The 19850-nt window shown below is 62.7% G+C and carries 15 protein-coding genes and 1 pseudogene; 8 read left to right on the top strand and 8 right to left on the bottom strand.

Annotated features, from left to right (window positions below):
• Positions 1–1322, bottom strand: a 1322-nt coding sequence (locus I6F16_RS28375; protein WP_225174180.1) for a DUF2235 domain-containing protein, incomplete at its 3' end; no start/stop codon positions are given.
• Between the two features lie 319 nt (positions 1323–1641).
• Here I6F16_RS28375 and I6F16_RS28370 point away from each other — a divergent pair.
• Complete coding sequence (locus tag I6F16_RS28370) at positions 1642–2169, top strand: hypothetical protein (protein ID WP_225174179.1); 528 nt, start codon at positions 1642–1644, stop codon at positions 2167–2169.
• Between the two features lie 180 nt (positions 2170–2349).
• Here the strand turns inward: I6F16_RS28370 and ftsZ are convergent, their stop codons facing one another.
• From ftsZ to I6F16_RS28350, 4 genes and pseudogenes are all read right to left on the bottom strand, one after another.
• Positions 2350–3606, bottom strand: coding sequence for a cell division protein FtsZ (gene ftsZ, locus I6F16_RS28365; protein WP_346656585.1), 1257 nt, complete (start codon positions 3604–3606; stop codon positions 2350–2352).
• Between the two features lie 148 nt (positions 3607–3754).
• Entirely contained in the window at positions 3755–4255 is a 501-nt protein-coding gene (locus I6F16_RS28360) for a hypothetical protein (RefSeq protein WP_225174178.1), read from the bottom strand.
• A 137-nt stretch (positions 4256–4392) separates the two neighbouring features.
• A pseudogene (locus I6F16_RS28355) lies at positions 4393–4581 on the bottom strand (DUF2235 domain-containing protein); the annotation flags it as partial.
• Positions 4582–4709: 128 nt separating this feature from the next.
• On the bottom strand, positions 4710–7868 hold the full coding sequence (locus I6F16_RS28350) for a DEAD/DEAH box helicase (protein ID WP_225174177.1): 3159 nt from the start codon (positions 7866–7868) through the stop codon (positions 4710–4712).
• 911 nt (positions 7869–8779) lie between these two features.
• Here I6F16_RS28350 and I6F16_RS28345 point away from each other — a divergent pair.
• The gene (locus I6F16_RS28345) at positions 8780–9091 is read left to right on the top strand and encodes a DCL family protein (protein ID WP_225114892.1); all 312 of its coding nucleotides are present in this window, start codon (positions 8780–8782) and stop codon (positions 9089–9091) included.
• 104 nt (positions 9092–9195) lie between these two features.
• Here the strand turns inward: I6F16_RS28345 and rpmB are convergent, their stop codons facing one another.
• Positions 9196–9504, bottom strand: a complete 309-nt coding sequence (rpmB, locus tag I6F16_RS28340) for a 50S ribosomal protein L28 (RefSeq protein ID WP_036001998.1) — start codon at positions 9502–9504, stop codon at positions 9196–9198.
• Between the two features lie 592 nt (positions 9505–10096).
• On the opposite strand from rpmB, the gene I6F16_RS28335 reads away from it, so the two are divergent.
• The 5 genes from I6F16_RS28335 to I6F16_RS28315 all read left to right on the top strand — a co-directional run bounded on the left by I6F16_RS28335 (position 10097) and on the right by I6F16_RS28315 (position 16977).
• Positions 10097–10915: a DUF3108 domain-containing protein gene (locus I6F16_RS28335; RefSeq protein ID WP_225174183.1), complete on the top strand. Its 819-nt coding sequence runs from the start codon at positions 10097–10099 to the stop codon at positions 10913–10915.
• A 704-nt stretch (positions 10916–11619) separates the two neighbouring features.
• A complete protein-coding gene (locus I6F16_RS28330; protein ID WP_225114893.1) occupies positions 11620–15054 on the top strand; it encodes a helicase-related protein in 3435 nt (1144 codons plus the stop codon).
• A gap of 31 nt (positions 15055–15085) precedes the next feature.
• A complete protein-coding gene (locus tag I6F16_RS28325) occupies positions 15086–15337 on the top strand; it encodes a S4 domain-containing protein (protein WP_074447665.1) in 252 nt (83 codons plus the stop codon).
• 132 nt (positions 15338–15469) lie between these two features.
• Complete coding sequence (gene fdxA, locus I6F16_RS28320) at positions 15470–15808, top strand: ferredoxin FdxA (RefSeq protein WP_018643465.1); 339 nt, start codon at positions 15470–15472, stop codon at positions 15806–15808.
• 344 nt (positions 15809–16152) lie between these two features.
• Complete coding sequence (locus tag I6F16_RS28315; protein ID WP_074447640.1) at positions 16153–16977, top strand: CarD family transcriptional regulator; 825 nt, start codon at positions 16153–16155, stop codon at positions 16975–16977.
• Positions 16978–17061: 84 nt separating this feature from the next.
• On the opposite strand, the gene I6F16_RS28310 is transcribed toward I6F16_RS28315, so the two are convergent.
• Both I6F16_RS28310 and I6F16_RS28305 read right to left on the bottom strand, forming a co-directional pair.
• Positions 17062–18450, bottom strand: coding sequence for an adenylate/guanylate cyclase domain-containing protein (locus I6F16_RS28310; RefSeq protein WP_225174182.1), 1389 nt, complete (start codon positions 18448–18450; stop codon positions 17062–17064).
• A gap of 28 nt (positions 18451–18478) precedes the next feature.
• Positions 18479–18856, bottom strand: coding sequence for a helix-turn-helix domain-containing protein (locus tag I6F16_RS28305; protein WP_225114895.1), 378 nt, complete (start codon positions 18854–18856; stop codon positions 18479–18481).
• Between the two features lie 108 nt (positions 18857–18964).
• Here I6F16_RS28305 and I6F16_RS28300 point away from each other — a divergent pair, with 108 nt between their 5' ends.
• Entirely contained in the window at positions 18965–19669 is a 705-nt protein-coding gene (locus I6F16_RS28300; protein ID WP_225114909.1) for a glutathione S-transferase family protein, read from the top strand.
• Positions 19670–19850 lie beyond the last annotated feature (181 nt).

The raw sequence follows: 19850 nt of genomic DNA, 5'->3' as shown, positions 1-19850 counted from the left end.
ACCTCCGCCCCCGCCGCCAGCTCCACCCCCGGCGGCACCGGCATCGGCACCGTCACGTAATCCTTCGGCAGGTTCACCGGCCGGTAGTCCGGCTCCACCGTCATGCGCTTCAGCACGCTCTCATGCACATGCGCGCCTTCGGGGATCAGGCGCGGCTCGCCATCGGGGATGTAGAAGCCGAAATAGACTTTCCGCGCCGGCCATTCCCGGTATTTCGCGCGCTTCGGCAAGAACTCCAGCACGCGCCAGGCCGCCGTCATGGAATCGTGCAGCATGCCGCTCTTCCCGGTAAATGCGGGCTCGACGTATGTGAACGGCGAGTTCTTGCGCTGGATACCCCAGGCAAGCTGGTTCACCGTGCGCGGGTTGAACTTCAGCCCGGCCTTCTCGGCCTCGTCGATCATCCAGAGCAGCGGATATTTGGACTCGCCGCTCTCGGCTTCCGGATAGCCGCCGCCGACGTCGCAATGCACGCCGGCGAACCACACCTGCATGATGTCCTGCGGCACCTTCTTCTCGTCGGGCACGTAGCGGTTGCTCCAGAACTCCTGCGGCTCCGCGTAGGGCTTCAGGCGGAACATGCGCCGCCGCTCGTCGATCGCGATCGCCTGCCGGAAGATCCTGATGCTGGGATCGCGCAGCGTGAAGGCGAGCTCCTCCAGGCTCGGCCAGTAGAAGCGATCGGCGCGCGGCACGATCACGCTCGCCACCGTGTCCCAGACGCCGACGAAATGGATGGTCGGCCAGCGCGTCGAGGTGATGCGCGCGAACTGCGCGGCGAGGTCGAATTTGTCCTTAGGGACCGGCCCGCTCTCGTCGAACACGATGCCTTTGAGGTCCTCGACGTCGTTGCCGCGCCCGCTGCCGGAATATTGCTTGTAGGCGATGAGGCCCGAGCCTGAGAGGTTCGCCTGCTCCGGCGAGATCAGGCCGATCTTGTGGATCAGCCCCGCCAGCACGCGCACCGTGTAGGCCCCGCGCGAGAAGCCGAGCAAATAGATCCTGTCGCCGGGCGCGTAGTGCTGAACCAGGAAGCAATAGGATGACAGCACGTTGTCATCGAGCCCGTAGCCGGTGGCGAGCCCCCACACCAGCTTGATGTTGGCCTTCCAGCGCCCCCACGTCGACGGCTCCGTCATGGTGCCGACCCCGGGATCGTAAAACACCATCTGCCTGGGCTGCGTCTTGTCCGTCTTGCGCAGGCAGCGATAGAGCTTCAGGACGTTGGAGATGTTCTCGCTGATCTCGTTGCCGGTGCCGTCACAGCAGATGACGAGGTTTTTGCCGGCGGGCTTGTGGTCGGCGGTGGCTGCGGACTCCATGGGATGCGCCTCCGAGGGATGCTACCCGGGCGAGTATAGCGGAAAATGGGTGGCAGCGAGGGGAGGAAGGAGACGCCGCCGGCATGCAGCCCCAATGGCAGCATTCTGTTGACATTAACCTCTTGTTAACCATGCGGTTGCCTAATGTTGACGATGGGGGATCACCATGTCGGCCCATGTGACGCGGCGGAAGTTGATGCCTGTTTCGGCCGATCCGGCCATCCGGTCGGTGGCGAGGCTGGCGGTTCGCGCCAGGGCCGTCCTACAGGGCAGAACGCCTGTCCTACGGAGCAAAGCCATGTTCGCAAGGGACGACTTAGTGGACAATCTCAGCCGCGATCTCGATCGCGCGCGCGGCAGACGCGATGCGCTCGCATCCGAAGCCACGACCCTGGCGGCGCAGATCGCCGAAATTGAAGCCCGCCTTTCGGAGGAGAAGAAAAGGCGAGAGCGTGAACGCGTCCTGAGCGAGATCGAACTGATCAAGACGCGAATCAAGCAAGCCGCCGGAGCGTTTGCACCTGTCGTGGACGGTCTCTCCAGGGCGGTCGAATCGGCGGCGGCCGTTGTGCCCGAGGCGCGCGAGCTCAATAGTTTCCTGGTGTCGGTGGCGACCGAGGTCGACAGCGTGCTCGATCCCCTGTTGCGTGAACTGGATCAGCGCGCGGATGCAGTGCGATCCGGCCACGCGGCGCTGGACTTGCCGAGTTCGGCCGTTGAAGCCCCGCCCATCGAGCTGCCGAAGGACACCAACGAACGCCTGCTTCGCTTTCCGGCCTGGCTGTCCCGCGACAAGGAAACGGACAAGAAGGAAACAGCAGAGAAGCCGCACAGCACGGCGGCGTGAAGCATCGGCGCGCTGTGCACGCTCTACCCTGTCATTCCGGGGCGCGCCTCTTGGCGCGAGCCCGGAATCCATACTCACGATGGTGGTTATAAATCCCGGGCTCGCGACTTCGTCGCGCCCCGGGATGACGAGCCGTTGTTGGGCTCGCTGGTTGCCGAGCAGGTAACTCCCCCGACCCGCTCAGTTGGCCGCGCGACGCAGGAAGGCCGGAATATCGAGAACGGCCTCGTCGGGCGCATTGCGTGCAGGCGCGCGGCCGTAAGCATCGAGCGGCTGAAGTGCCGCCTGCCGCGCATGGTCCAGGCCCGGCCTTGCCGGCGGCCCCACGGGGTGGTGCGGCTGCGGGCGCAGCGGCGGGCTTCCCGCTTGCGGAAGGACGGCGCTGCGCTCGATGCGATCGGCGATGCGGCGGCCGTCGTTGCGCAGCCTGCCGGCGAGCTGGGTGAGGGCGGTTTCCACTGGTAGCGCCTGCGCCGGATCGAGATTATCGATACCGGTCGCCACCACCGAGACGCGGACGATGCCCTCTAAGCTTTCGTCAAAGGACGCCCCGACGATGATGTTGGCGTCCGGGTCGGCCTCGTCGCGAATGCGGGTCGCCGCTTCGTCGACCTCGTACAGCATGAGATCCTTGCCGCCGGTGATGGAAATGATGAGGCCACTGGCGCGCTTGATCGAGGGATTCTCGATCAGCGGATTGGAAATCGCGGCCACGGCGGCTGCGAGCACGCGCTTCTCGCCGGAGGCCTCGCCCCGTCCCATCATGGCCTTGCCCTTCTCCTTCATGACGGAGAGGACGTCGGCAAAATCGAGATTGATCAGGCCTTCCTTGACGATGAGGTCGCTGATGCAGGCCACGCCCGAATAAAGCACCTGGTCGGCAAGGGCGAAGGCATCGGCGAACGTGGTCTTCTCGCTGGCCACACGGAACAGGTTCTGGTTCGGGATGATCAGGAGGGTGTCGACCGTCTTCAGCAGCTCCTCGATGCCGGCTTCGGCAAAGCGCATGCGGCGCGTGCCCTCGAAGTAGAACGGCTTGGTGACCACGCCGATGGTGAGAATGCCGAGCTCGCGCGCGATTCTGGCGACGACGGGTGCAGCCCCGGTGCCGGTGCCGCCGCCCATGCCTGCCGTCACGAACACCATGTGCGCGCCGGTTAATTGCTCGCGGATCGTGTCGATCGCCTCTTCGGCTGCGGCGCGTCCCAGTTCCGGCTGCGAGCCGGCGCCGAGGCCTGCGGTTACCCGCGTGCCGAGCTGGATGAGGCGGTTCGCCTTCGACATCGCCAGCGCCTGCGCGTCGGTGTTGGCGACCACGAACTCGACCCCTTGCAGCCCGGCCGTGATCATGTTGTTGACGGCATTGCCGCCGGCGCCGCCGACGCCGAACACGACGATGCGAGCCTTCATTTCATGAATATCGGTGTTGCCAGTCATTCTTCCCTCGCGATTGCTCCGGCAAGCCGGGGACTAAAGAAAGTCTTGCGTGCTACCTGCAAGCATGATCCGGAAAAGTGCGAAGCGGTTTTCCGAAAAGATCATGCTCGAACAAAAACCTGGAGCGCGATGACGATTCGTCCCAATCTCATCGCGCTCTGGCCGCACGGTCTGCTTGCACGATGAAAGCGGCCAGATGGCCCAACCGGCGCGCCGCGTATCCCGCGATCGAGCCGCCAGGGCGGCGATCGCTCCGCAGCGCCGTCACTTCGTCTTCCAGTCGTGCCGCCCATGCATTGGCGGCCTTGGTCTCGGCGGCCGCCTGCGTCAGCTCGACGGCGAGGCGATCGGCGCGCTCGCGCTCGCGCTCGAACACGACCCTGTAGGCGGTTGCGACGGATTCGAGCCGCGCGATCTCCGCCTTGAAGACTTCGGTCTTGACGGCCTCGATCCTGGCCAGGGAGACCCCGATGGGATCTTCCCGGCGGGCTCGTCGCGGGCGGGGCGTGTACCGGAGCGCGGCGAGATCGACGCTCACCACCGCCTTGCCGTCCCCCGACCGCGAGCGCGGCAACCGCCGACGCCGCGCCAGTGCCCGCGCGGCCTCGCGCGAGACATTGAGGCGGGCACCGAGATCGGCATACGTCAACAACTCAACGCACATCGGCGCTTCTCCTGGAGCGAACCGGGAAGGCATTTCGAGCTAGTGATGGCTGGACGATTGCAGCAGGCTAGGGTGCGTTGGTTAATGGACGGTTAACGGGCGCGGGGGGTGTTTACGGGTGGCGTCACCGTGCCGACCTTGGGTTCGCAGGGTACCAGCTGCCGGGGCTGCGTCGTGTCCGTCTTGCGCAGGCAGCGATAGAGCTTCAGGACGTTGGAGATGTTCTCCGAGATCTCGTTGCCGGTGCCGTCACAGCAGATGACGAGGTTCTTGCCGGCGGGCTTGTGGTCGGCGGTGGCTGCGGTCTCCATGGGATGCGCCTCCGGGGGATGCTACCGGGGCGAGTATAGCGGAAATTAGGTGCAGGGACCATCGTCCGAAAATTCGGTTACCCAACAAACAAGTGTCTCCATTTCCTTCCAATAGCGAGGTGCTGATATTACTCGCGTCCTTCGATTACTCGCCAAGCCCTGCTGTACGTCTTTCCCCTGCGTCCTAATGCTGCTTCCCATTCCGCGGGAGTGAGTTCATTGAGCCGGACCCGAACGTTGGCTATCCCACTCGTGGCTTGACCTCCGACCATCGCATCCGCCAAAGGCTGCGCAGCTTTTCTCGGGACGCCAAGAAGACGTAAATCAATCGCAGCATCAGAGTTTACGCCATAGTAGATTCTTGACGGCAAGTTGCGAACGGTGCGCTGCTCTTCAGCACTCAATTGATCGAGCGTCGACCCTATTGTCAGACTTTGCAGTGCGGACAATCCCCAAGAAGCTGTTTGGATCAGTTTACCGTAGACGCTTCTGCAGGCGTTAGTGATTGAGTCGGTTTTGTCGTCCTCATTAGGAAAATAGCTGTCCGCTATTTCAGGTATAGAAGCTCCGTGAACCCAATCCTTCACAATTCTTGCTAGAAGGTCGCTGTCGGCTCCTTTGCCGTGGATTGCTTCGCTGAGTTCAGACCGAATCTCCGGGACCTTAAACAAAACGCCGAAAGCCCGCGCGAGGTCTGAGTTGCCATCACGAAAGAGTTGGTCGTTAGTCCACATCTCGGGCCGAAAGTTCTGCTCACGTACACCGGCTAAAGCACGGCTAACACTCTCCCAAGAGAAGCCAGTACTATCCACCAGCGAAAGCGGTTTCCCACGCAGGATGGCCGCGTATCTCTGAACCGCGTTTACAAGCGCATTGGCGGTAGCGGAGCTCTGTTGACGAATCTTTTGGAAGCCAAAGCTACCTCTCAATATCTGTTCGACTTGAGAAGCAAACGTGCTGTGGTCCCCTACTTGGCGGTACGAATGCGCAAGATACTGGAGAAACGCCGACCACTCCTTCATGTGAAACAGGGTCTGCAACTCCAAATTTCCGTTTGATCGCGAGAGTGCATTGGTGACCATTGTTACGAGAAGCGAATTTAAGCTCGAGACGTTTCTCCCAATGTAGCTCTTTAGGTTTTCTGCTCTCGCGTCGTCGGTGGCAGCAAGCGCCACCACGCCGAGGCCAGCTTGATCGGCTCGTCCCGCTCGTCCTGCCAGGTTCCAGAAATCTTCTGGCGGCATGTCCATGCCATACGGATACTGATGTCCTGCAAGTACCACGCCTGAGACAGGGAAGTTTACCCCCTGCGCGATTGTGGTCGTCGCAACCAGAGTAGATAGCTGGCCGCGTTCAACGAGCCATTCCATCAGTAAGCGAATTTCGTCCGACAGCCCGGAATGATGAAGTCCTATTCCGTTCTTTAAGAAGTCGAGCAATTCAAAATCGGCGCCAAACTCATCACCGATAAAGTCTCGAACGAATTCGATGTCTTCAGATGTTGCTTTGACTCTCTTGGCTTCCTCAGAGAGCCCCTTAGATAGCGTTCGCGCTATCGTCCACGTGTGTGGGATCTTGCTGGCGACAACGATGGTTGTGCCTCTTCGATTTAAGCAGTGAGCCGTGGCTGCAGATGTCTTCAACAGCGAATTTCTTACGTCAGACCATGTCAGCCCCAACGGGCGGCCTGCGCACAATTCTAACTCACCTGCTATGTCGATCGTTTCTTTACTCGTATGGACCGTCGACAGGCCGAGCGTAAAGTCGCCAGCTCTATCGCCTTTCCTTGGCTGAGCGATTGCAATTGCTCGGTCGTTCGGTTTCCACTCGAATTGCACCCCGATATCGGCGTTACTATCCGGGGATAGCCATCTGGCCACTTCCGCGCTGTTGTTAATAAAGGGCGTAAGCAGCAAAAACTGAGAGTATCTACATTCGCGGTTTATTGTTGCCAAAAGGAGCTCAAGTCGAATTTCTCGCTCACCTTGCGAGAGATTGTGCGCTTCGTCGACGACGACCAGCGTAAGCGGACGTCCGATTTTTTCTTCCCATCCTCCGCGTAAGAGGAGATCGACTTTCTCTGGGGTACCTACAAGAATGCGAAATTCCTGTTGCGGATTTCGAGTCGCTAGGATTTCTGCCTCGACGCCGTCTATTTCTAGTGCAGGGCTCACCCGCTCGACCACCACTCCTAATGGTTCGAAATCTCTCCGCAGCCGGGCGCAGATTTGATTGACGAGAGCTCGGGTTGGAGCCAAATACGCGACCCAGCCCCTTTCGCCATCGAATTGGTTTAAAGCTTGCAGGATCCTGAACTGAGCGATGAGCGTTTTGCCACTCGAAGTCGGGAGGCTAACAACGACGGCCCGATGACCTGAACCCAAAAGTCCTTGCTCGCGGAGCGTGATGCGCTGAGGTGGAAGCATCTCGAAGAGCGGCTTTTGGTTCGCTCGGTCAACAAGACGAGCAACGAAACGCGAGACGCGACTATTTACAGCTCGAGTAACCGTCCAGATGCTGTTGGCGACCATCTGCTCCGCAGTTCGAGTAAGGAGCTTTGATAGTCCAAAAAGTTCAAAAAGCTCCGCGCGTTCACAGGCAACGGTGCTTCTATCGAATTGCCCCTCAAGTTGTTCGCGGATGTTATAGGCCCCGGAGACGGAACCTTGTGTCGAATACGTCGCCAGTATCTCTGCTGCTTTTGCTAGATGATAGATCGCGATCAACTCCCACGCAGCACTTCTCGACTGACTGCCTCTCGTCTCCAGATAACTACTTTCGTGATGGGTTTGCGCTTGGCGGAGCGATACTACTCCCTCCAACACGGCGTCTAAGTCCTCCCAGCCCTTCTTACGAAGCAGCTTTAGCCAAATGACCGTAACATTGTTCCTGACCGCCTCTCCCCAATTCGAGAAATCGGTTGCGAGTTCGGGAAGTGCCGTATCCTTCAGAAATCGAGAAACATCAGGCGTTCGGTCCGCAAGGACTCCGTAACAGGCTGTGCGCAAGAGAAGCTTGAGCTTCTCGGAAACGTTTGCGCTGTCAGATTGAAGGGTTCGCAAAAGTTCGAACGCTTTCTCTGCCGCAGAGCGCAATTCGGAGCGTTTGTCGGCCTCGTCAAGAAGTTCGAATACTGCGAGTTCCAGGCTGTCAGCCACGAAGCCAGTAGATTCGTCCAAAGTTGGGCGTGCGACGCCAGTTACGTCCGCAAGCAAAGCTTTGCTTACGAGTGTCGTAGCCTCGGCAAGTGACGCTTCGCCCAATGCGTCTGTAATCCACTGGGTCATTGCGCCTCACCTGTAACGATTGCGACCCATTCCGCAATTGGACGAGGCGTATACCAAGCGTCTAACCTCACGCTTGGGGGCTGCTGCAGGGACGATAGAGCTCGACCGCGAGTTCGTAGATCGTCTTCATGTGGGCCGGTGTCTCGAAGGAGGATACCCACCAGCGCTACGTCCTTTCCGCCAGACCGCAAGTAACGCCTACACGCGTCTTGGAATCGGGGCCAATGGGTCGTCCCCTTACAGCGTGAATGAAGCCACCTTATCAGGGACGCCTGCGTACCGATCGACGTTGCAAGCGTGTCGATCTGATGAGCCAAGCCTGAGCGACCTGACACAACGCCGGGCGGCTGGTTCTCATCAGAAGACGTCTTCACCTCACCAAACAGGAGGGTAGCATCTTCCGCGTAGCCGACCAACCCGACAAGGTCTGCTCCCGGCAACGAAGCCCTTGGGGTCTTTCGGTCTCGGTTCTCATTCCACGGCCAGTTTACATCGAACTCTTGCTCCAAAAGACATTCGGCTATGGCTTCGCCGATTTCCCACTCTAGAGGGGCAGCAGGGGCCGAGAGCACCTTCAACAAGGTGTCGGATGCCATTTGTGTACTCGCCAAGGCAGCCAAGTCATCTGCCAGCTCCTGCTCAAATGCTGCATCCGTAACACGGTCTCTGACAGGACCGCTGAGAAAGATGTCAAACTCCTCGACTTCCAGCAGCTGTAAGCCGCGCCAAGTCGGTTCGTCTGAGGTTGGGTAGCACTTCGCAAACTTCATAGAAATCGGCATTTCAATACCCGGCCGGGCGGAGCGAGCCTTCTAATCAACCGTATTCATAGTTGAAACATTTCGCGTAAAGGGAGACTATAATCGATATTTCTCTAATAAGCTGTGTAGACATTTGGACGAGAGGATACTGTGTCGAAGGGCCAGCCGATCAAGATTGCGACTAGACAGTTTACGAAGAAGGGTGATGCGGTCGCTTTTTTCAGGGCGATGTTGAATCGCTACAAGCCGGGCGAACGTGTGAGCGATGAGGACGGCAAAGACTTGGCCGCCCTGCTCAGACGACACCCAGATGCTGAGGATAAGATCGGTCCGGGTATCGATCATTTCGAGGTCATGTCGGCCGACTACAACACCCAGTGCTTTTGGGTCGTTAGATCAGACCAAACAATCGAGCGCTTCTCTTTCGTGGCGTGTTTAGGCGCAGAAAGTAGGGACGGCTGAAACAAAAACGGCCGGATCTTCCGATCCGGCCGCTACTCGAACTCTACTCGGCTAAGCCTACGCCACGCGACGCAACTTAGCCCCCCGCCCTTATCCTAAAAATCTCAGCTCGCCTGCTTCGCCGGCTGGGTGTCGCCGACCTTCTTCTGGATGGCGCGCTTCAGCTCGACGGCGCGCGGGGAGAGCGCGTCAGTGTTGGCCTTGAGCAGGTAGGCATCGAGGCCGCCATTGTGGTCGACGCTCTTGATCGCGTTGGTGGAGACGCGCAGGCGCACGTTGCGGCCCAGGGCTTCCGAGATGAACGTCACGTTGACGAGGTTCGGCAGGAAGCGGCGCTTGGTCTTGATGTTGGAGTGGCTGACCTTGTGGCCGACGAGGGGGCCCTTGGCCGTCAGTTCGCAGCGGCGAGACATGGCATAAATCCTTTAGTTCGAACCCCCAACGAGTGCGGCCGCCATTTCGGCGCCACGGGGGCAAATTCTTTCGTCCTTGCAGGGAGCGGGCGGACGTATAGGGGGGAAGGGGCCTTGCGTCAAGGCGACGGGCCGTTTTTGGCCCGTCGTCCCGGGGCGGGCAGAGCCCGAACCCGGGATCTCGTGCCCCACGCTCGGTGTCATCGCCCGGCTTGACCGGGCGATCCAGTACGCCGAGGCGGCGCGGCTGACCAGAGGCGCTGCGGCGTACTGGATGCCCCGCCTTCGCGGGGCATGACAGCGGAGGTGGGGAGCGGTCGGCCCGCCCCCGTTACCGCCCGATCACCAAAACGGCAATGATTGTCGCGCCTTACCATCACATAAAGGGCGTATTCGGCGTCGAAGAGTCCGGTGGAGTTCCCGGGGCTGTATGCCCCGACACATTGTTTGCCGCCGGTTTTGGCTTAAGTAACAGCATATCGCGCTCTGATTGGATTATTTCGTGCCGAGAACGCTTCATTTCGCGCAAGACCTGCGCTCAGCCTGTCTGTGTCGGGGCGTCCGCTTGGACGTCCCCTTGGCCGGCCGGCTGATGGCGCTTTGTGGCCTGGCGGTGGTGCTGGGCCTGGCGTCCGGCGCGGCGCCGGCGGCGGCGCAAGGCAAGCTCGAGGCGCAATATGAGGCGACGCTGGCGGGCATTCCCGTCGGCAAGGGCGCCTGGAACATCGATATCCAGGACGACGTGTTCTCCGCGGCGGCCGCTGGCGGCACCACCGGGCTATTGAAGTCGTTCACGGGCGGGTCCGGCACCGGCGCCAGCCAGGGGCGCGTCGTTGGTGGCGCGCTGGTTGCGACCGGCTACCAAGCCTCCACCACCACCCAGAAGAAGACCGAAGAGATCCGCATCACCCTCGACAAGGGCAATGTGAAGGATTTTGCGATTTTGCCGGAGCCGCCGGTCGATCCGGATCGTATCGTCGTCACCGAGGCGCACCGCCGCGGCGTCTGGGACCCCATGACGGCCTCGCTGCTGCGCGTGCCCGGCACCGGTGATCCCGTTTCGCAGGACGCCTGCCACAGCTCCGCGCCCGTGTTCGACGGCCGCATGCGCTATGAGCTCAAGCTCGATTTCAAGCGCATGGAGACCGTGAAGGCGGAACAGGGCTACAAGGGCCCGGTCGTGGTCTGCGCGATCTATTTCGTGCCGATCGCCGGCTACATTCCCGACCGCCCGGTGATCAAATACCTCGCCGCCCAGCGCAACATGGAGATCGCGTTCGCCCCCATCGCCGGCACGCGCATCCTGGTCCCGTTCTGGCTGAAAGTGCCGACCCCGCTCGGCCCGGCCATGCTGGAAGCGACGAGCTTCATCACCGCCCCCCAGCCGCCAAGGGTCGCCAAGACGCAGTAGGCAAGGAGGCCGCGCCGGCTCTCCCGGCCGTCATTCCGGGGCGCGCCCCTTGGCGCGAACCCGGAATCCATCGGGCTCCAGGGTCGGTTGCGCGATGGATTCCGGGCTCGCGACTGCGTCGCGCCCCGGAATGACGGGCGTTCGGCGCAGGCTAAGCAAAATCAATCACTTACCTACTGTGCATGGGGTTGTTTTTGCACTCTTTGTTTGGCCAGCCCGCCTGCTCAGGGAATCCATTTGACTCCTCCCCGATTCTGATTCGACTCGCCGCCATCCCCAGCTTTAACCACCCCGGTCGCTTGTGTGCCGTCGCAAAACTCCATCTAGTGCGCAACCAAGACGAGTCCCGCGACATGTTGCGTGAACGGAACGGGACTCACAGGGGAGTCAGCGATTCGGCCGCGATTCGTTCTAGAGTCGTTCCGAAGCTTAAAGCGAACGGGAAAAGCGTCGCAAAGTGAGACAGTTGCACGGGATTTGGGGAAGGCGTTTTCACGCCCGCGGTGTGCCCCTCACCCTGAGGAGGCCGCGCAAGCGGCCGTCTCGAAGGGCGAGGGGCTTGGCTCGCCCAGCAGCACCAGCCGGGCCTTCATCCTTCGAGACGCGCTGACGCGCCCCTCAGATGAGGAACGAAGAGCCAGCCCCCTCACCGCCCCGGATAGCACTGACATTCGCCCAAATCGCCATTACCTAATCCGATAGACATGGCTTTCTCCTCCTCCCCCTTCGCCTCCGAGCGCGCACCCGGCGCGGGCGTCACTGCGGTGCTCGGTCCGACCAACACCGGCAAGACCCATCTCGCCATCGAGCGGATGCTGGCGCATCCCTCGGGCATGATCGGCCTGCCGCTGCGCCTGCTCGCGCGCGAGGTCTACAACAAGATCGCCGCCAGAGCCGGCGAGGCCAGCGTCGCGCTCGTCACCGGCGAGGAGAAGATCAAGCCGAAGAACCCGCGCTATTGGGTCTCGACCGTGGAGGCAATGCCGCGCGATATCGACGTCTCCTTCCTCGCCGTCGACGAGGTCCAGATCGCCGCCGATCTCGAGCGCGGCCACGTCTTCACCGATCGAATCCTCAACCGCCGCGGCCGCGACGAGACGCTGCTGCTCGGGGCCGCCACCATGCGCCCGATCATCGAGCGCCTGTTGCCTGGTGTCTCCATGATCACGCGGCCCAGATTGTCGCAGCTCGAATTCGCCGGCGATCGCAAGATCACGCGCCAGCCGCGCCGCACCGCGATCGTCGCGTTCTCGGCCGATGAAGTCTATGCGATTGCCGAGCTGATCCGCCGCCAGCACGGCGGCGCCGCCGTGGTGCTGGGCTCGCTGTCGCCGCGCACACGAAACGCGCAGGTCGCGATGTTCCAGAACGGCGACGTCGATTATCTCGTCGCCACCGATGCCGTCGGCATGGGCCTCAATCTCGACGTCGATCACGTCGCTTTCGCCTCCGACCGCAAGTTCGACGGCTATCAGTTCCGCCGTCTGACACCGTCCGAATTCGCGCAGATCGCGGGCCGCGCGGGCCGCGCCACCCGCAACGGCACCTTCGGCACCACGGGCCGCTGCGCGCCGTTCGAGCCCGAGCTCGTCAACGCGCTGCAGAACCACACCTTCGATGCCGTGAAGGTGCTGCAATGGCGCAATTCCAAGCTCGATTTCTCCTCGCTCGGCGCGCTCCAGGTCTCGCTGAACCTCGCCCCCGGCCACGAGACGCTGACGCGCGCGCCGATCGCCGAGGACATGCGCGTGCTCGATCACGCCGCCCGCGACGGCGAGGTGCGCGATATCGCGCATGGCAAGGCCGCCGTGGAGCGGCTCTGGGAAGCCTGCCAGGTCCCGGACTACAGAAAGCTGTCGCCGGCCGCCCATGCCGAGCTGGTGACGACGCTGTACGGCTTCCTCATGCGCAAGGGCTGCATTCCCGATGCCTGGTTCGAGTCCCAGGTCACCCAGGCCGACCGCATCGACGGCGACATCGACACGCTGTCGGCCCGAATCGCCCAGATCCGCACCTGGACCTTCGTCGCCAACCGCCCGGACTGGCTGAAAGACCCGGAACGCTGGCAGGGGATCGCGCGGGAGGTCGAAAATAAATTATCGGATGCGCTCCATGAACGCTTGACTGAGCGTTTCGTTGATCGCCGGACCAGTGTATTGATGCGCCGCCTGCGGGAGAACACGAGCTTGAATACTGAAATCGGCAAGACCGGCGAAGTCATCGTCGAAGGCCATGTCATCGGCCGCCTCGATGGCTTCACCTTTGCACCGGATGCGGCGGAAGCCGGCTCCGATGCGAAAGCCTTGCAGGCTGCAGCGCAAGCGGTGCTCGCCGGCGAGATCAATGCGCGCGCCGAAAAGCTGGGCAATGCGCCGGACGATCAGTTCGTGCTCACCTCCGAAGGCATCATCCGCTGGACCGGCGATGCCGTGGCCCGCCTTGCCGCCGCGGACGAGGCGCTGCATCCGCGCATCCGCATCATCTCCGACGAGCGCCTGACCGGCGCCCCCCGCGACAAGGTGCAGGCGCGGCTCGAGCTCTGGCTCAAGACGCACATCGAAAAGCTGCTCGGGCCGATGTTCGAGCTGTCGAAGGCCGAGGACGTCACCGGCATTGCCCGCGGCATCGCCTATCAGCTGGTCGAGGCGCTCGGCGTGCTCGAGCGGCCGAAGATCGCCAGCGAGCTGAAGGATCTCGACCAGTCCTCGCGCGCCGTGTTGCGCAAATACGGCGTCCGCTTCGGCGCCTATCACATCTATTTCCCCGGCCTGCTCAAGCCCGCCGCGCGTGCGCTCGCCGCACTGCTCTGGGCGCTGAAGCAGGACAATGTCGATCTCTCCGCGCTCTCGGGCGCGCAGCATCTGGCCTCCTCGGGCCGTACCTCGTTCCCGGTCGACAAGGCGCTGCCGCGCGATGCCTATCGCGTGCTCGGCTACAAGCAGGCCGGCGAGCGCGCCGTGCGCGTCGACATCCTGGAGCGCCTTGCCGACCTGATCCGCCCGGCGCTGGCCTGGCGCGAGAATTCGCCGGGCGAAAAGCCCGCCGGCGCGTTCGATGGCCGCAGCTTCGTGGTCACGCAGGCGATGACCTCGCTGACCGGATCTGCCGGCGAGGACTTCGCCTCCGTGCTGCGCGCGCTCGGCTATCGCATGGAGAAGCGCCCGCCGCTGCCGCCGAAGCCAGTCGCGACCGAACAGGTCGTGACCGAGACCGTCGCGGCCGAGACGCCGCCCGTTGAAGGCAGCGTAGAGACCTCGACCGAGACTGCAGCCGAGGCCGTTGCCGGCCTGCCGGCTGAGGCCACGGCCGCTGATGCTACGGCCGAATCCGTCACGGTCGAAGACGCCCCCGGCATGGAGCCGCACGACGAGCCCGCCCAAGAGGAGGCTCGAGAGGAGGCTCACGAGGAGCCGGCGCTGGAAGCCTCTCCGGAAGCGCCCGTCACGCCCGAAGACGCCCCCGGCATCGCGCCGCCCGCAGAAGAGGCTGCGATGCCCGCCGAGGCTGCCGGCCTCGAAGCGGCTGCCGCCGAGACCGCCGCGACGGAAGCTGCTGTATCCCCCGATGCTGCTGCGCCTGTTGAAGCCGCTGCCGAGCCCGAGCTGGTCGAGGTCTGGCGCCCCGCCGGCCGTCACGAGGATCGCAAGCCGCGCCATCAGCGCCATCGCCATCAGCGTCACAACAACCAGCGTCCGCGGCCCGGCGCTGAGGCTGGCGCTGCACCCGATGCTGCGAGCGCCGCGCCCGGCGAAGCAGCCGACGGCGCGAAGCCGGGCCATCGTCATGGCGGCGGCCATCGCCGCGATGGCGGCCGCGACTTCCGCAAGCCGCGTGAAGGCGGCGAGGGCGGTGAGCGTCGCGACGACCGCAATCGCAGCTTCCAGGGCAAGGGGGACCGCGACAAGGATCGCGATCGCAACCGCGACAACAAGAAGTTCGGCGGAGATCGCGACAAGGGCCGCGACAATCGCGGCCGCGACCGCGACAAGGGCCGCGACCGCCGTGATCGCGAGTCGGGTCCCTCGCTGCGTCCCTACGCCTCGAGCGCGAACCCGCGCGAGCGCGATCGTCCGATCGATCCGAACTCGCCCTTCGCCAAGCTCGCCGCGCTGAAAGAGCAGCTGGGGCGGAAGGAGTAATCCCACGACGACGACGACCGAGCGGCAGCGTATCGACAAATGGCTGTGGCACGCGCGCGTGGTGAAGGCGCGCACCTCCGCGGCCGAGCTCGTCGTCACCGGCCATGTCCGCGTCAACGGCGTGCGCGAGACATCGCCGGGCCATGCCATTAAGCTTGGCGACGTCCTCACCATCGCGCTCGATCGCACCGTGCGCGTGCTGAAGGTCACCGCCTTCAACGAGCGCCGTGGCGATGCCGCCTCGGCTCGCGTGCTCTATGAGGAGCTCGGCACGCGCAATTAATTGCGCTTTGCATTCATTTCTTGATCGATCAAACACACAAAGCCGTCATGATCGGGCCTTCCCGACCTTGCGGCGCCCGGCCATCCGCGCTAGGCAAGCCGCGACTTCTAAAAGAGCTTTTCGGAGCGTTGGATGACTTACGTCGTCACTGAAAACTGCATCAAGTGCAAGTACACCGACTGCGTCGAGGTCTGCCCGGTCGATTGCTTCTACGAGGGCGACAACATGCTCGTCATCCATCCCGACGAGTGCATCGATTGCGGCGTGTGCGAGCCGGAATGCCCCGCCGACGCCATCAAGCCGGACACGGAACCGGGCCTCGAAAAGTGGCTCCAGGTCAACGCCGACTACGCCAAGAGCTGGCCGAACATCACCCAGAAGAAAGAATCACCTGCCGACGCCAAGGAATTCGACGGCATGGAAGGCAAGTTCGAGAAATATTTTTCTCCGAACCCCGGCTCTGGGGACTAATTCGCGTCCAAACTTAACCCTAATAGCGGCGCTGCCGCCGAAAACCAGCCCTGAAGACCCCTAAATCATTGATTTTTGCGGGAAATGTGCTATATTGGGCACATTAAGCCGAACCCCGTCAGCCCCGTTGGCCCCTCTGGGTTCCCGTGAAACCAAATGTCGAACAGGGGCGTGGCAGTTTCCGCGCGCAGGCTGTGTCACAGAAAACGCGTAAAAAGAGTACTTCAGCGAGGGCTTCCCATAAGGAGGCCAAAAAAGTCGCCGCGGCCAGCCGTAGCGCATCCAAGGGTCGGACCGCGACGAAGGCGCCGGCTGCAAAGTCCTCGAAGAACAAAAGAAGCGCAATGCCTAACAAGACTGCCAAACCGGCCGCGAAAGCGACCGCTGCCAAGCCTGCTGCCGCCAAGCCTTTGAATGTCAAGCCTGTGACTGCCAAGGCCCCCGCTGCCAAGCCCGCCGCGACGAAGGCCCCTGTTGCCGTTGCGCCCGCCAAGGCTCCCGTCGCCGCCAAGCCGGCTGCCAAGCCCGCGGCTGCGCCGAAGGTCGAGGAAAAGAAGGTCGTGACCCAGCGTCAGGGCTTCAAGGCCAACGAATTCGTGGTCTATCCCGCTCACGGCGTCGGCCAGATCCTGGCCATCGAGGAGCAGGAGATCGCCGGTGCGAAGCTCGAGCTGTTCGTCATCAACTTCATCAAGGACAAGATGACGCTGCGCGTGCCGACCGCCAAGGTCGCCAATGTCGGCATGCGCAAGCTGTCCGACCCGGCCCTGGTCAAGAAGGCGCTGGAGACCCTCAAGGGCCGCGCCCGCGTCAAGCGCACCATGTGGTCGCGCCGCGCCCAGGAATACGAAGCGAAGATCAATTCGGGCGACATCGTCGCGATCGCGGAAGTCGTGCGCGACCTCTATCGCTCGGAATCGCAGCCCGAGCAGTCCTACTCGGAACGCCAGCTCTATGAAGCGGCGCTCGACCGCCTGTCCCGCGAGATCGCGGTGGTGCAGCACTCGACCGAGACCGAAGCGGTCAAGGAGATCGAGGCGCAGCTCGCCAAGAGCCCGCGCCGCAATGCCAAGGCGGAAGCTGCCGAGGGCGAAGCTGACACGGATGCCGAGGGCGATACCGACGATACCGATGGCGACGACAGCACCGTCGCCGACGAGGCCGCGTAAGCCGGCACCGAACGCAAGCAATCAAAAGCCCGGCCGTTTGGCCGGGCTTTTTGTTTGGCTTCCTGAGGCCGCGGGAGTTCGGCTCTACGCGCCGCGCGGCTGGGTCCAGATCGCGATCGGCTGCTGAATGCCGCGGACCGCCCGCGCCTCTCGCGCTTCCAATGACTGAAACGTTGTGGCTGCACCGCCCAGCTCGGCCTTCGCCTGGCTGACGAGATCGTCACTTGCCACCAGCGCGCAGCCCAAGGTGCGGGTCAAGGCCTCGAGACGGCTTGCCACGTTGACGGTCGCGCCGATCACGGCAAATTCCAGACAGGTCTGCCCGAGGTCGCCGAGCACCACCGGCCCATAATGCAAGCCAAAGCTCACATGCAGCTTTGGCTCGCCTGACGCTGCCCGCTGATCGTTCCAACGCTCCGCCGCCGCGATCATCGCCTGGGCACATCGCAGCGCGTTGCTGGCGTCGTGCTCGCCGGCAAAGGGCGTTCCGAACGTCGCCATCAATCCATCCCCGAGATATTTGTCGAGCGTGCCGCTATGGCGGAAAACCTCCTGCTCCATCAATCCGTGGAATTCCCGCAACGTCCGCACAACCTCCTGCGGCGATCGTCCATCGGCAAAGGCCGTGAAGCCGACGATGTCGACGAACAGCACCGCGACGTGTTGCGTGCGCACCTGCTTCAACGGCTCGTCCTGTTTCGACAATTCCGCCACGACATTCGGTGAAAAGTAGCGCGCGAGGTTGCCGCGCTCGCGCTCCACCGCGGCATGCCGGATCAAGAGGACGTTGCTGCGGCGGACCGCGAGCGCCAAGGTCACGGCCACGATCATGAATACGACGATCTCCTGGACGCGAACGTGGAACACGATCTCGCTCGGCGAGATCATCGCAAACAAGCGCTCATCGTTGCCTGTTGCGGCCGCGATGCGGGCCGTCAGCGCAGGATCGCGATCGGGTTGCCACCAGACCCAGGCTATGCCGACAATCCAGAGCGCAGCTGTCCAGATGCCGACCGCAATGACGGTCCGCCAAGTATAGGCCAAAGTGGCGCCTGCGAGCAGGACGAAGAAATAGATGAAGTTGCCGGAATGGTACTGCATCGCGACCGGCCAGTGCGAGGCTCCGAACGGATTGGGAACCACGATGAGGCAGGTCAGCAGCGCCAGGTCGCAGAACAGGAGTGCCAATTCCGGCCGTGACAGGCCGACCCGCCCAACCCGGACCTGGGCCCAGCCGATCAGTGCGAACAAGCCGAGCAGCGCCACGTAGTAGAGCTGCTCCCAGGCGGGGTTGATCACCATGATCAGGCAGCCAATGACGACGAGGGCGACATAGCGCGCCCGCACTGCGAGTTGCAGGCCCTCCCGCTTGGCGGACGTCAGCGCGGCCTGTGCGAACTGAACTGTTTCGGCATCGCGCTCGCTCGGCGCGGGCGAATGCGCAGCCGGCAGGTTGAAGCGCTCGACGAGCATTGTCACGGCAGTCTCCTCGCTTGGGCCTTCAGCCGCTGGTTCGCTGCGCCCTTGCCGAGACGCTGATTTCGTTCCGGCGGCCTTCTCCGTCAGCCGCCGCCGCAACCGACGTCCACCAGTCCCCCAAAGCATCGATCAAGGGCACGAGCGCGTGACCGGCGGCCGTCAGATCGTACTCCACGCGCAGCGGATATCCGCCGAATTCGGTGCGGCTGACGATGCCGGCGTCCTCCAGCTTGCGAAGCTCGAGCGCGAGCATCCTGTGTGAGATGGTCGGATTATCGCGGCGCAGATCGCTGAAGCGCTTGGTGCCCTGCTTCAGATAGTAGATCAGCAGAGTCGGCCAGCGACCGCTCAGAATCTGCATCACTTCCTCGATGGGACATCTCGACACGAGATCCTTCATCGGCGCCTCCAGGTTACAAAAAAGTTCGTAATTTACTTGATGCGGCGAGCGTCTAGGGTCGCATCACCGCTGCGCAGCGTGATCATCAGAAATCACGGAGAATGGATCATGGACCCAATTCTACTCTACGGCTTCCCGAAGGGAAGCTCCATGGGGCTCGTTGCGGCTCTCGAATGGCTGGGCAAGCCATATCGGCTGTGTCGGGTCGATATGTTGGGCGAGATGCGAAACCCGTCATACGCCCATATCAATCCGCGACACGAGACGCCGGTCTTCATCACCGAGCAGGGCGAGGTGCTGACGGAAACGATGGCGATCGCGGCCTGGCTAGAGGCCAGGGATGTCGAACGGCGCATCAGCTTCGATCCGCTGTCACGGCAAGCCGATCGCATGCATCAGCTCATGGCGTTCGTGAATACCGGTTTCACCGCCGCCTTCGCGCCGCTGTGGGCCGCATTGGAAGCCGAAGCCATGGAGCCTGCCGCGAAGTCGGTCCTGCGCGCCTTCGGCACAGCAAGGGTCATCGAGCGTCATGACAAGCTCGAAGAAATGATCGAAACGCAGCAATTTCTGCTCGGGGACCGGCCGACCCTCGCCGACGCCGTGCTTGTCGGTGTCGCACGCTGGCTCGACTTCCACGCGGTCGCGGAGAGGAGCCGCTGGCCGAAGCTGGCGGCGCTGCGCGCGCGCCTCGAAGCCGATCCCGCGGTCCTCTACGCCACCGCTCTGGAGGACGGCGGGTCTGATCCGGGAACGGGATCGTGCACAGGCCACGTCGCGCTAGCCGAATTGATCGCGCAGTTCGGCAAATAGCGGCCGGTGCGCACGCCTCGTCCTTCGAGACGGCGTTGACGCGCCTCCTCAGGATGAGGCTCATCAGCATCAGTGCTCGTTGAAACTGCTGCCGCGCACTCCGCACTCATCCTGAGGAGCCCGCTTAAAGCGGGCGTCTCGAAGGATGGGCCGCAGGGAATGCTCTCAAATGGCGATAGCG

The organism is Bradyrhizobium sp. IC4060, from assembly GCF_020193715.1.
In the GTDB taxonomy this organism is placed as follows: Bacteria; Pseudomonadota; Alphaproteobacteria; order Rhizobiales; family Xanthobacteraceae; genus Bradyrhizobium; species Bradyrhizobium yuanmingense.
The sequence above is the reverse complement of the archived record's forward strand: the minus strand, read 5'-3'. Positions and strand labels throughout refer to the sequence as shown.